This window comes from Sporosarcina sp. BI001-red (assembly GCF_003384035.1).
Taxonomy (GTDB): domain Bacteria; phylum Bacillota; class Bacilli; order Bacillales_A; family Planococcaceae; genus Sporosarcina.
Genome location: NZ_QQAK01000010.1, coordinates 50,066 through 64,058, shown reverse-complemented (window position 1 = coordinate 64,058; position 13,993 = coordinate 50,066). Strand labels below are relative to the sequence as shown.

At 39.6% G+C, this 13,993-nt stretch carries 7 protein-coding genes and 1 pseudogene; 1 reads left to right on the top strand and 7 read right to left on the bottom strand.

Going from position 1 to position 13,993, the window contains the following annotated elements:
• Window positions 1-167: 167 nt before the first annotated feature.
• The 3 genes from DVB69_RS05190 to DVB69_RS05180 form a co-directional block, all read right to left on the bottom strand.
• Window positions 168-1,559 carry a S8 family serine peptidase gene (locus DVB69_RS05190; protein ID WP_116017291.1) on the bottom strand — a complete coding sequence of 464 codons (1,392 nt, stop codon included), beginning with the start codon at window positions 1,557-1,559 and terminating at the stop codon, window positions 168-170.
• A 315-nt stretch (window positions 1,560-1,874) separates the two neighbouring features.
• Window positions 1,875-2,483, bottom strand: a complete 609-nt coding sequence (locus DVB69_RS05185; protein WP_255415296.1) for an REP-associated tyrosine transposase — start codon at window positions 2,481-2,483, stop codon at window positions 1,875-1,877.
• Window positions 2,484-2,497: 14 nt separating this feature from the next.
• Entirely contained in the window at window positions 2,498-4,036 is a 1,539-nt protein-coding gene (locus tag DVB69_RS05180; RefSeq protein WP_116017289.1) for a YifB family Mg chelatase-like AAA ATPase, read from the bottom strand.
• A gap of 757 nt (window positions 4,037-4,793) precedes the next feature.
• Here DVB69_RS05180 and DVB69_RS05175 point away from each other — a divergent pair.
• A pseudogene (locus DVB69_RS05175) lies at window positions 4,794-5,205 on the top strand (recombinase family protein); the annotation flags it as partial.
• 926 nt (window positions 5,206-6,131) lie between these two features.
• Here DVB69_RS05175 and DVB69_RS17665 read toward each other — a convergent pair.
• The 4 genes from DVB69_RS17665 to DVB69_RS05155 form a co-directional block, all read right to left on the bottom strand.
• Window positions 6,132-6,326 carry a hypothetical protein gene (locus DVB69_RS17665; RefSeq protein WP_199562806.1) on the bottom strand — a complete coding sequence of 65 codons (195 nt, stop codon included), beginning with the start codon at window positions 6,324-6,326 and terminating at the stop codon, window positions 6,132-6,134.
• Between the two features lie 125 nt (window positions 6,327-6,451).
• Window positions 6,452-7,228, bottom strand: coding sequence for a hypothetical protein (locus DVB69_RS05165; protein WP_116017287.1), 777 nt, complete (start codon window positions 7,226-7,228; stop codon window positions 6,452-6,454).
• Window positions 7,229-7,323: 95 nt separating this feature from the next.
• Window positions 7,324-10,266 carry a hypothetical protein gene (locus DVB69_RS05160; RefSeq protein ID WP_116017285.1) on the bottom strand — a complete coding sequence of 981 codons (2,943 nt, stop codon included), beginning with the start codon at window positions 10,264-10,266 and terminating at the stop codon, window positions 7,324-7,326.
• A 69-nt stretch (window positions 10,267-10,335) separates the two neighbouring features.
• On the bottom strand, window positions 10,336-13,770 hold the full coding sequence (locus tag DVB69_RS05155; RefSeq protein WP_116017283.1) for an S-layer homology domain-containing protein: 3,435 nt from the start codon (window positions 13,768-13,770) through the stop codon (window positions 10,336-10,338).
• Between the last annotated feature and the right edge of the window lie 223 nt (window positions 13,771-13,993).

The following is a 13,993-nucleotide window of genomic DNA, read 5'->3' as shown; positions in this document are numbered from 1 at the left end:
CATAAAAGAACCTCCACTTAACAAATTACATTCTTATATGTCAGGAAGAAATGGTATGTTATTTTTCAACTACAACCTCGTAATCAAAGTAACCCATTTTAAAAAATGAAACACTTTTTTAATATTTCGCAGCACGTAGCTTAGCGTAACATCAGTTTGGTCGTATTTTATTCTGGTTTAAATATAAATGGTTGAACAACTGTTTTTGCTAACTTCTTACCATTAGCTGAATAAATAGGATTACTGACGTGTAGAGTATACAACTCATTAGGTTGGTAAGATTCTTTTGGTTTCACAATAACTTGTGAGCCATTTATAGTGATCTCGATTGGTACTACAGTATCATTTGAAGTAATAATTATAGTCTTATTTGTTAAAGATGAATTCTCTACCACCTCTGAAAATGTAATATTCCATGACTTAGAAGAGTCATTAATGGTCATAACACTTTTCACTATATCCGTATTAATTAATTTAATTAATAGTGACCTATAATTTAATCTCTTTGTAATTGGCAGTCCATAACCCCTTTCCAATGTATATGGTTCGAAAGCATAATTTGTAGCTTCTTTAAGTTCATTTTTTATCTCTGAAGGCTTGATTGTTCTTTGAGATAATAGAGCAGCAGCCATTTTAGTTATATACGCCGCCGACAGACTAGTACCCGACGTCTCTACATAGCCTCCGCCAATTTTACTAGTCAATACTTTTTCCCCAGGTGCTAAAAAGTCTAAGCCCTCACCCCAATTAGAAAAATGGGAGGATTGACTATTTTGATTTATCGAACCCACTGCCGATACTACTGAATATCTAGCAGGGTATAGCAAACTTTCTTGCCCCGCGTTGCCTGTAGCTGCAATCATGCCAATTCCTTCAGCATGAACTGCTTCAACAGTATCCTGCAGCATTTTACTATTTGACTTAGATCCAAAACTAATATTGATAAGGTCTACGTTAGCATCTATCGCTGCGTACAATCCTGCTACAATAGAGTACAACGTTCCTTTTCCAGTTGCATTTAGTGCTTTTATCGGTAAAATACGAATCGACTCCGGGGAGCTGCCTGTTACAATACCAGCAATCTTTGTACCATGTCCATGCTGGTCTTGTACTTCAGGTTCCTCTTCTAAAACAGAAATCCCTGGATCAATATGTTGTTTTAGATCCGGATGATTTACATCAATTCCTGTATCAATTATCGCTATTCTAACTGGCTTCGCTCCGTATATAAGACTTTTGAAATCTAGAAACTCTTTCCCCCAATCCGAGTCAGGCCCCAGTCCTAAATGTTTTTCGATTGTCGTAGTAGTAAGCAGTAGTATTTCTGAGTTATCCTCTGCAGTAAGAATCTTAGGTAATGCTTTTATTTCTTCCAGGGACCCTTCATACTCAACTAAAAAGTATCCGCCATGTTGCATATCTTCTATAACATGGAGGTTAGATAAATCATCTAGACTTTCAATTTGATCAGTTTGAATAATATATTCTGACGCGTCAGCAAAGTTGGGAACAATTATTACAAGAACTAGTAGAAGTAGTATTAGCCTGCACCATTTCATAATTAAATCCTCCTTTTAAATTAAAGCTCCAGTATTTATATTTGTTACTGTCAAATTATAATGGGACTATCTTCTTGGATGAATAGTCTTATCTTCATGTTACCATATCTGCAATTAATAATCGTAATTTCCAAAAGTAAGTAGGATGCCATCCTTAAGTATCTGGACCACACAATTTTATCTATGTTTTCGAATGCAAAAAGAGCTCAAAATTCTTTCTTAAGGAAGTTGAGCTCTATTTTATATTATCTGTACTAATTTGATGAATTCACTATAAATTAGCTTTGAATTGCGGGGGTCTAGCTACCTCCATTTCTACTGCATCTCCATCATCCATTCCGACATTTCTTCATTTTCTTCCTTACCAAACTTCCACAGGCAATATGAACTATATCCAGCTGTCGTTTTTCCAAATGTCACGGGCAAACATAGGGGCAACAGACTGATGTCTATGTAGGATTGTGGTTCAGAATAAGGATTGCTATAGAGTGGAAAAGAACTGTAAGGATAGTCTTTCAGATCATCGACCATCGGAATTCTCGTTTCGATGGGGTTCCTATGTATGTACCGGCTGACAATCAAGAGTGCAGCAGGATTGCTTACCAATTTCGAGTAGTAGCGCCGCTGATAGATGCGACCGACATGACGGTATCGTTTGGAATAGTAATCGCTGTACCGCCTGTTGATTAGCTTCATGATTTTACTGAGATCCTCTTCTGACTTCATCAGGATATGAAAATGGTTAGACATGATGCAGAATGCCACAATGGTGAAAGGATACCGTGTGTGCGCGTCCTCGATACAGCGCATGAGATGGTATTTATCCTGCGAGTCGTTGTAGATATTGGCACGGTTGTTGCCTCGCATGACGACATGAAAATAGGCTCCTGGACGCCAGTTGCGTCTCTGTCTGGGAATCGTCACCCCCTCCTTTAGCTTTAGGTTGTTCCGTGTATTCGTTGTGCATCCTGATGCAGGTCGGCCACTTGCTTCCAGTGAATTGCTTCTTCTATGGACGCTTTCGTTATGTATTCCAATCCTTCCAGATCAGAAATAGTGCGGGCCAAACGGATTAGCTTGACTAATGTCCGGTTACTCCATTTCTTGCTAAAACAAACCGTCTCCAGCAGTTCATTTTGTCTTTCTGTCAATCCGCATGTGGCTAGCAACACACTGCCAGCAACTGTGCCATTCAAACTAGGACTGTTATAGCGGTTCTTTTGAAGAAGTTGCGCCTGCCTTGTGCGTATACGAACCTTTTCTGAAGTCTCCGCCGGCATTTCCTGTTTTAATCCGACACTTGTCAGCGTAAGAACGAAATCCAGTCGATCCAAAAGCGGGCCAGATGCTTTCAGTTGATACGCCCGCACTTGTTGGGGCGTGCACGTACAATACCGTTCGTTGGATCCATGATAGCCGCATGGACATGGATTGGTTGCCGCAAGCAGCGTGAAAGAGGATGGATAGGTGACAGACTGGCGTACGCGGCTGATGGTCACTTCCCCGCTTTCCATTGGCTGTCGTAGCATATCGAGTGTTTTGCGTGAGAATTCACCGAGCTCATCCAAAAATAATACGCCGCGATGGGCAAGTGAGATTTCACCTGGTTTCGGATAGGTTCCTCCGCCAATCAAGGATATGGCTGAAGCAGAATGATGAGGTGACCGATACGGGGGACGTGATGAAAAACCTCTGCGTTCTTTCGCCAAATGATAGATACTATATACTTCCAGCATCTCCTCATTCGGCAAATCAGGCAGAATCGTATGAAATGCATCGGCCAGCATACTTTTCCCACATCCAGGCGGTCCCGTCATCAGCACATGATGCCCGCCAGCCGCTGCGATCTCCAGAGCCCGTTTGGCTTCCTTATGTCCACGAACTGACGCAAAGTCTGGCTGATGAGATACATCTGGTGACTCCTCTTCCTTCACCAGCACGTTCGGGATATCCATCGCAATTACCCCTTGCCCTCGCAGGCAGTCAAGCAGCTGATGGACGTCAGCAAGAGGAATCAGCTCTGCAGATAAAGCCTTCCCAAGAACACGTACATCTACCGGCGGCAGCAACACCCGCTTGAACCCCAGCAGAACCGCTTGCTGAATTGCAGGAATGAGTCCATGAAACGATTCCAGACGCCCATCCAAAGAAAGGGACGCAAGAATACAGGTAGACGCATCGAACGGAATCGGTTCCTTCATCACTTCCCTGAGAACAGCTACTAACATCGCCGCATCATACCCAGTTCCCGTCTTACGCTTATCCGCTGGAGACAAATGGATCGTCACTTTCTTCATATCGAGATCTACATCCAGCGCATGCAGACAGCTCAGCACCCGCTCCTTCGATTCTTTAATTGACGCATCAGGCAGTCCCACAATCACAAACTGATCCTTATCCGACCGGACATTCGCCTCCACTCGAACGATATGTCCTTTCATTCCTTCTAACCCGACACTCAGAACATCCTGCCCCAACCATCTCACCCCACTTTCTTTTCTGCCTCATTGCAGACAGTATACCTGAACCTGCATCACCTGCCAAAACGGTGTTTTCGAAGTGTTTTACAATTCAGTAGTGTTACGAAGGTGATTAATAAGGGGTTTATCGATATATTCTTTTTGCTAGGTAATGACAAACTTGAAGTTTGCCTCGTGTAAACCCTTCAAAACATGAAAATGGCTAAGTTAAAAAAAGATAGAAAGAAGAATTTTCACTGTCTATCCAGATAACAAAAATCCTCTATCCGACTTCTCGAGTAAAGGATCTTCATTTTTTTACGAGTGAAAATGTCTGAGTTGTGTGTGGTCCAGGTACCCACACTTAGAGATTCAAATAAGACAAACAGCCGCAGGAACGTTCCGATGGCTGTTTGTTTATATACGTCTACAATGCTTTAAGTACTGAATTTTCATAGTGGTAAACGAATTGGCGTAGCGTGGTACATTTCTTGGCAATCCGTGGTAAAAAAGATGTCACAAGCGGTACATTATACTGGCCGTAATCAGTAACGTTGTATCCACGCTTCATGAACAAGAGATTTATAAAGTAAGAGTTCAAAAAGAGAATTATATTCCAGTATATGCCACTTTTTAAAGGGTAGTTCTTACGAATCGCTAGCTGAATTAATTTGAAAATATATATTCACATTATGAGATAATGTGAATAACCGAGCGCATTACCCCAGATTTACTCCTGGTTTATTGCGTTAAACAGGAGCTGGAATATTGTGCCCGGTTACAATCCTATGTCAGAAAAGGAGACACTGTAGTAGTTGAATCAATTAGTAGACTGGGTAGAGGAACATTAGATATACTTTCTACTGTTGAGGAGTTAAATGAAATGGGAGTTGCTTTTGTCTCTCTTAAAGAAAACTTTGATACATCAACACCAACTGGAAAGGCTATGTTCTCCATGATGTGTGTTATCTCTGAACTGGAAAGGAATCTTACAGTTGAAAGAGTTAATGAAGGCTTGGCCTCTGCAAGAAGAAGAGGAGTCTAATTAGGAAGACCGTCTATGGATACTGATAAGGTGAAGGTTGCACTAAGAATGTATGACAGTGGTGAGTACAGCACAGGTTGGTATCTCTCAAGGAAAGCTTTACAAGGAAATCAATAAGAGAAAGGCAGGACTCAACTCATGAGATACTACATAGTGAAGTTTGGTTCAGCAGATGACAACTCTATCACTCCTCACAGTCAGTTATGTGTTGAGGCAAGCAGTGTATCATCTTTGCTTGGTTTAATTAGCATTGAGTATCCAGACTTCTTAGATGCTGATGGAATGATATGGAGACAGGTCACAAAGGAAGAATGGGATAGCTGTACATCTTACACTCTCCCACTCAACATGCTGTCTTGATAGTAGGTTAGCTACACATCTCATAACCAATCACACTACCCTCTCCCCCGCTGTCTTATGGTAATCTAGAGACAGAGGTGATTGAATTGTACATGCACAAATGTAACAAGTGTGGACAGCCGTACAATGTGAAACATGAGGGTGACTTCCCTATGAAAGAGACTTTCACTAGAAACTGTCCTACATGTGGTAATGAATTAAGATACAAGGCAAGCTGTCTATCAACTAAATGGGACTTTGATGAATCATTCAAGCAGGAAACTGAATAACCAACACAACTAAATATTCATTTCACAGAGTCATCCATTAACTTGGGTGGCTCTTTTTGTGTTCACTAATTTAAGAAAGGAGAAACCATATGACAAAAGTAAATTAGACAGTACAGATTAACAAAGCATTCATGACACTCTGAGACAACACTGATAGATACAACTTACTCATGGGTGGTGGAGGCTCAGGGAAATCACACTTAATTGTGTGTTGCACAGGCACCCTATACTCGATTCAGAAATGTTACGAAGGTGATTAGTAAGGGGTTTATCGATATATTCTTTTTGCTAGGTAATGACAAACTTGAAGTTTGCCTCGTGAAAACCTACCAAAGTATGAAAATAGCCAAGTTTTAAAAATAGAAGAAGAATTTCACTGTCTATCCAGATAGCAAAAAATCCTCTACCCGACTTCTCGAGTAAAGGATCTTCAATTTTTTTACACGCACGCAAATGTCTGAATTGCGTGGGGTCCAGGTACCCACACTTTAATCGAGCGATCCTTGTATAGAAGGCTCTTTTCCTTTACCAAGCGTACCGACACAATATCTACTCGTTTTGCAGGAAATGATTTCTGCTCTTCCTTTACCCTTAACCATGTCACCTGTTCCCCGTTCATTTCATACTTCTTCATCAATGATCCCTCCAATTAAAATAAGCCCTACCTCCATTGAATGGAAGTAAGGCTTGTTGTTGATCATCATGATTATAATATATAGCTGAAAGTGAATTAGAAACGATTAGCGTACTAGTCAATCGTTACCGTTGAATTTTCAACCAGTCCGTAGGATAAAGACCATCCATGAATGAACTTGCTTCTGTTGAATGGGTTGTAATCTCATCACTATTCATAAAATAACTCTTTACCAGTTCATCTTTTAATGATTGCTGGTAAACAGTTAAACTATTCCATGGTTGACTGGCTTTAAAGTGGTCATAGATCGCTTTTGTTTGATAAAAAGTATCTAGTCCTAGTTGAGTCATGACAGCCTGCCATTCATCATAGGATTGAATACTAGTAAAATCTTTCCACAGCTGATCAAAAGATGCTAACACTCTTTCTACAGCATCGAGTACGGCTGACTTATCTTGAAAAGTGAGTTGACATTCTTTACGTAACTGATCCATCATCCATTCCCGTGCAACTCTTCCAACATCGAATAAAGCATGAATCGAATCAATGCCATATAAATGGTCTGGAAGCTTTTCTAACGGTACAGGATAAGAAGCTGTACCATCATCAGATAAAACTACTTTTTCTTTCTTAGGTAAGCGTGAAGCTAAGGCATTCAAACGTGCTTGACACGCCCAGTAATTCTCACTCTTTTCAAGAAATAATGATTTAATCATAGTGGCTAGATGCTTTGCTTCTTTCTCTGTGTAAACGTCTAATTGCTCATACTCATCAAAGAGATTCTCACAGACACCTGTGGCTTCGTCATCACTGTAATTTAGCTTAGTAGTCCAATTTAAATCAACTTCTTCAGTAAGAAGCAATTTCGAGTTATCTTGTAGTTCTTCAGCAATCGTTTTCATTTAAACACCTCCTGTTTACGTTCATAGAAAAAACCCCCTCCTCATGCGAGGGGCGGGGGTCTTCAATATATCAACTTTTGAAGTTGATGATTAAATTATAGTGACAAAGGAGATGCTGAAACAAGTGCTTGGATTGCTGCAATTGTCTTCACTGCATAACCAGGTGCATCAGGCTTAGAAGCAAAGATATCTTCTGCAAGATTTAGCTTTTGAGTTGGATTTAATCCTTCAAGATCAACAACCTTTTCAATTGCTGCAACCAATGCATTTTTCTGAGCAGCTGTTACGCCTTCAGGTGCAATTACAACGTTAGCTTTGGCATTGAAATCTGCAATGTCAGCAAGGTATGAAACAATTGCCGCTTCTACTGCGCCTTCAAAATCGCTAGTAGATTCAACAGCTACATAACCTTCTTCTTTTGATTCCTTAATCATGAATGCGCCAATTTCAGCACGTTGTCCTTTTACAAGACTATTAAAATCATCATTACCTAATTTAACAATGATGTTTTGAAGTGCTACTGCATCTTCTGAAGTAACAGCAGCATTGATTGCATTAACTGCTACTAATTCTACAGTTTTAAGATCTAGAGTGTCTACTAAATCTCCAAGAGCATCGATATCTGCAAATTCTAAGATTTCAGCAGCTTCTTCGACGGCAATATAAGCGCCATCTACTATGTCACCACCAGCTTCAACAAACTCAGCCATAGCAGTTTCTGCAGCTTCTTTAGCATCTGTAACCGCAGTAAGTTTAGCAGTTTCGTCTGTTAAAGCAGTTGTTGCAGTTGTAATAGAATCAGTTTTAGTAGTCAAGTCTCCAGCAAGAGCTGCTTCTGTCCAAACGATAGGATTTTCAGTGATTGCCGTAGCAAGTGCAGCAGCTTCAGTATCATCTGTTGCTCCACCAGCTGCAACGTGAGCATCGATTGCCGTGTTTGCCTCTGTTACTGCTGTATTGTATACACCAATTGCTGTAGTAGCATCTGTAACTGCTGCTGTCGGTGCTGTAAGATCAGACGCCTCTTCAGCTTCAGTAATAGCTGTAGTTAATGCTGTGTAAACAGCTGCGCCTTTCTTACCGCCAGCTTTTACGAACTCAGATTGAGCTGTTTTAGCCGCTACTTTTGCATCAGCAAGTGCTTGTGCTGCATCTTTTGCATCATTAATAGCATCTTGTGCTGTATCAATTGTAACTTGTGGAGTTACAGCTGTAATAGTTTTGGAAGTGCCTGCATCTAGCTCTGTTACATCAGCTAATGCTGCTTCTGCTGTTTCTAAAGCTAAAACTGCTGCATCAACGTCTTTTTGAGTAGCATCTGCTGCAGGGCTAAGTTTAGCAAGTGCATCTGTAAGTGCTTTGTCTGCTTTACTAAATACAGCCTCAGCATTAATTAAAGTGATTTTTTCTTGAATATCAGATTTCTCTGTTGTTCCAGGAATGTTTGTTGCTCCCTTTAGATAATCTTGATATTCTTTAATGTTTGAAACTTCAACACCACTAAACTTAGCTGCATTCAATGCATCAAGTAAGGCTTGTTGTGTACCAGTAGTAGATAAATCTTTCAAGTCTTGTGCAAGTGTTTTATTTGCTTCATTATCATTTACAGTGTCAATTTGATTTTGAATCAAAGTTACTGTTTTAAAGACAGTTGTTCCTGTACCTAATACTAGTCGGTATTCAGTAATATTTGCAGGATTAACATCCTTGAATCCACCTGCAGTTAGCGCTTGTTGTAATGCGATTTCATTAGCTGCCTTATTAACAGTATCTACTTTTGCATCTACAGCTGTGAAGTCAAGTGTAACATTTGTTGTTACTTGTTGAACATCACCAGCAGTTACAACTACTACATAGTTACCGTTTTCAACATCAGTAACATCCAACGTTGTTGTAAGGAGACCGTTTTCGTCTACAGATTCCTCATCAAGATTCAATTTTTCAACTTTAGGAGCAAGGTCTTGTAGGTCGCCTTCTTCATCAAGTTGCTTTAATTGAACACTGATAACTTCAATAGTTGGATCAATGTTAGAAAGGTTTGCAGTTACAGTGATTTCTTTAGTATTATTATTAACGTTAGCTTTTACATCTTTAACAGATGGTGCTAGAGCTTCTAATGCTGCTTCAGCTGCTACTAACTTGTCGATATTTGAAATCACAACATTTTCGCCAAGAGCTGAAGCAGCTGTTACTAATGCACGGGCTTCTTCAATGTCAACTCGGTCAATTTCTGTAATTTCAGCAACTGGCAATAGGCCTTCGATTGCTGTTTCAGCAGCTTCCACAGCTGTTTCTAATGCTGATTTAGTGTAAGTGAACTTATCGTTTTCACCAATCACAAGATTTTCACTAGTCACTGTATACTCGCTACCAGTCACCAATGCGCCGTCAACAGTGAAAGTTGCTGTAGTAGCAGTTTCACCTTCAACAAAGCTATCAGCTTTATATGTAGCAGATAGAGTTGATTCCCCGGCAGTTAGCGTAAGCGTCTTACCGTTTAGACCTTCAGCTGTGACGCCGGCGTCACTGGGAAATGTTACTGTAACTTCTGTTTTGTTAATCGCCGCAATTTCGACTACTTCAAACAATTCTTGATCAGGAACTTCTGATGGTGGAATAATTTCACCATTAACATATTCACCGAATCCTGCCACTTGTTCAGGAGTTAAAGCTTCTGATGCTTTATCTACAACTAACTTTCCGAAAACTGTATCGATTGAAGCACCTGGATTATCAAAAAGAACGTCCAAATAAGTATCCAATGAGAAATACTTCCCTCCAACTTTAATTGTTGAAAGTGAAGACGGATTTAGTGATCCGTTCTCATCTAGTATATATTCTGATAGAGAGTTATCTCCAAACAATGCGTTTTCGTAATCAGCATAAGAAACTTTTATTAGATTTCCATTAACATTTACAACTACACCTTCAAGACTGACTTGTTCCTCAGCATTTGCAACAATTGTAGGAACTAATGCGCTAGATGCAAGAACCGTTATCATAGCCGTGGAAGAAAATACTTTGAATGGTTTTTTCATTATATTAAAACACCTCTTTATAAAATTTTATCCTGGGCTTTTGCAAGCCCAGGGATAATTAAGTCCGAATTACTTTGCTACGATTTTACCAGCAAGAATTGCAGCTTCTGTAATTGTCGCAGGAGAAACTCGTGCTTCAAAACGTGATTCAGTTGCGTTGAATGTTAATGGGAACTTATTGTCACCAATGACTAATTCGTAAGCTTTTGAAGTATCAATATTTCCTTGTGGGATACGAACAGCCCAGAACCCAAGACCTGTATTTGCTACTTGTCCGTTAGCTTCTGCTACTGTCATTTCAACTGCATCTCCTTCAACAACAATGGCATCCAATTCAGTTTGCAATTGGGTCTTAGTAGTACCTTCTGCTAATTTGTTAATAGCTGTTTGCGCTAACTCTTTAGCAACTTGTGTCTTTTCAGTCTTAGCAATTGATAAAGCAGCATTTGCAGCATCTACTTTAATTTGCTCACTGTTGTCTGGATTTGGTGTTCCACCAACTGAAGCACTGAATTTTGATGTTGTTGCAATCACTGACGAACCAGCTTTTGCTTTGTTTCCAGCTTTGTCAACAATGTAAGTTGTCTTATCGCCTTTTTGATCAGCTTCAGCAACTACTGTAATTGTTGCAGCTTGAGAAACGTTAATTTCTTGCCCAAGTGTAATAATCATACGCTTGTTGTCTTTTGAATCTGATGCGATAGAAGCAATAGTGATTTCTGTTCCAGAAACCATTACTTTAAGGTCATCTGTTAAGTTTGCAGTTGTTGAACCTGCCTTAACCATAACTGCCTCAGAGAAAGTAAGTTCTACTTGCTTAGTAGATGTAGATGGCTTAACTTCTTCATCAGCACGTAGGAATTTAGCTTCTGTTAGTGTAGGTGCAATGTTATCACCTAGATTAATCACTGCTTCAGCAGGTGCTTTAGTTTGAAGTGAACCAACAATGATTGAACCTTCTTTAGTTTTAACAGTTGTAGAAACTGTTAATTTGTAAGAAGTGGTTGCCTTTAATGATCCTTCTGGAAGAACAATACGAACTTTTTTCTTGTTGTCAACGAAGTCAACCGTTGAACCTGTAGGTAGTGCTTTACCATCTAATTGATAGTTAGCAGCGCTACGAGCTGAATCGTCCATATCCATCTTATAGTCGATAGTAATTGTATCTTGGCCATTTACAGTAGAACCAATTTCAACGTTTTGACCGTTAGCAATAGTTCCTACAGTAAGTGGTAGCTCTTTGTATTTGAAGTTAGTGCTCGTTGAGTAAACTTGTGCTGTTAACTTATCGTTTTTGATTGTGTTAACAAGGTAGTTTTCAATAGAGTTATTAACTTCTTTATATTTGAATTCCCCAGCTTTGAATTCAACTGAATAAGGCTCATCTGAAGTTTTGTGGTTTGCACCTAACTCAACTTCAACTGTGTCTCCAACAATAGTTGCAGAACTTACGCCTGTAATAATAACGCCTTCTTTGTTACGAACTACTACGTCTGATTTGTCAAATGTAGTATTTGCTGCTTCTAACGCATCACCGAAGTCTACTACAAGTTTAGATCCTGAAACCATAGTAGTTTCTACGGCAGGCTTAGAGTTGTTTTTGTTAAGAGTAACGTTAGTTACAGATTTCTTACCAAGCAATCCTTTTGTTTTGGCATCTTTAAAGTTCTCTAGAGTAACCTTCAGATTTGCACTTGTTTCAGAACCTTTATAAAGTGGATTCTCATCAGCTTCTTTAGAATCAGTTATGATAACCCAAACACCATGGTCTGTAGAGTTAAGGTAAGTTCCTGCTTCAGCATCCACTTTAGAAGAGTTTACATCTCCAGATGGATTGTTAGAATTAGTAAAGTTACCATCCACTAATTTGAACTCATGATTTCCTTTTTCTACTGTTAATTTAGCAGTAGACAAGTCAACTGGAACATTAGTGCGTAAGAAGAATTTGTTAGCATTAACTTCTACAACTTCTTTTACTTCAGGAACTGTTACTTCATCAGTAATTGTATATGAACCAGTAAGAACGCTAGCCTTTGCTGGATATGCAGAAGCTGTATCCTGAATATCATATGCAATTACTTCATGAACGCCTTTATCAAATGCTTCTGCTAAAGCGTCTGCATTTGTAACATTAACAGTATACTTATAGTTGCCGGCAGCATTGGATACAGCTGTAAGTGGTGTTGTAGTTGTTGCAGTACCATCAATGTCATAGCCATCAACTTTGATTAACGTCGAATCCATTCCTTTAACAGGACGGTCAAATTCAAGTGTCAATGAGTTTGTACCTGGAGTTACAGACAATAACCCTGGAGCTGCTGATTCTGTAAATGCTGCTTCTTCAGAAATGAATTTAGCTAATGCTTTTCCATCTTCTGATTTAATAGCGTCATTCGTTTGAACTACATACTTATCTCCATTTTGGAAAGTTTTCGCCAAACGAATGATTGCAGTTTTTTTGTCTTTAGATACAGTGATTGCATCTTTAGTAGTTTGATTGTTTGCAACTTGTACAAGTTCATTGTTCACTTTAATTTCATAGTTCTTATAATCCTTAGCTGTTTGAGCATCAATTGCAGTGTTGAATGTTACAAGTACTTCAGAAGCGTTAATTGCTTTAACTGATGAAACTTGAGCTTTAGCAAAGTTGTATGACGCTTCTACTTTATTAACTGCTACAGTTCCAGCGTTCCCATCAAGTGTAGGGATAGTTAAAGTGTAGTTCTCGCTTGCAGAGTCCGCTACAACTCCTGTAGGTACTACAACAGTTCCATCAACTACTACTGAGAAGTCAGCAGCTGTAAGACCTTGCTTTGCCTCTTTCAACTTAACAGATAGAGTTGTAGGGTTTGAAACAGTTACAGAAGATACGCCTACTACGTCAGGAGCAATCTTGTCCTTCAAAGCGAACAAGAACTTAGCAAAGTCTCCACGCTTGATGTTGTTGTTTGTTCCGAATTGTGTCGCGCTTGTTCCGTTAGTTACTTTGTTTGCAACTAGAGCGTTAACAGATGACTCATATTTCTTAGCAACGTCTGAGAATTTGCTATCCGTGTCGCCTGCTTTAAGATCGAATGCTTTTTGCAACATCATTGCTGCTTCTCCACGAGTAATCTTGTCGTAGAAACCGAAGTTAGTTGCTGTTTTACCGTTAATAACACCAGCAGCCTTCAAAGAGTTAACTGCCAAGTTACCACGTGTAGGAACGTCAGAGAATCCTGCAGCAGGAGCATCTTTGTCCATCAAGCCAGCAGCGTTTGCGATCCAAACTGCCGCGTCTCCGCGATCGATTTGCATGTTAACGCCGAATTGAGTTTTTGAATATCCAGCAGAAATGCTGTTAGAAACTACGAAATCTACTGCATCTTTGTATTGTGCTGCTACGTCCGTGAAAGCAGAAGTAGTTACGTTAGCTGATGCTACTGGTACGATCGCTGAAGCGACGAGAGTAGCTGTTGCAGCTGTTGCTACGAATTTTTTGTACGACTTTGGTTGTTGAGCCATTGTGTGGTATTCCTCCCTGTTTTAGGTAATCCAATTTCATTGATGTTTCCACCAATCGTGAAACACAGTTTAACTATACCACCTATTAATCTATAAATCTACAAATCTTCAAAAAGATTTCAAGAATTACAGACAAATTGCAGTATCTAAACTCTTATTCTATTATACATAACCCCAAATCGTTTGCAACCCGTTTGCGGAAAGTTTAAACATTGCTATTTCA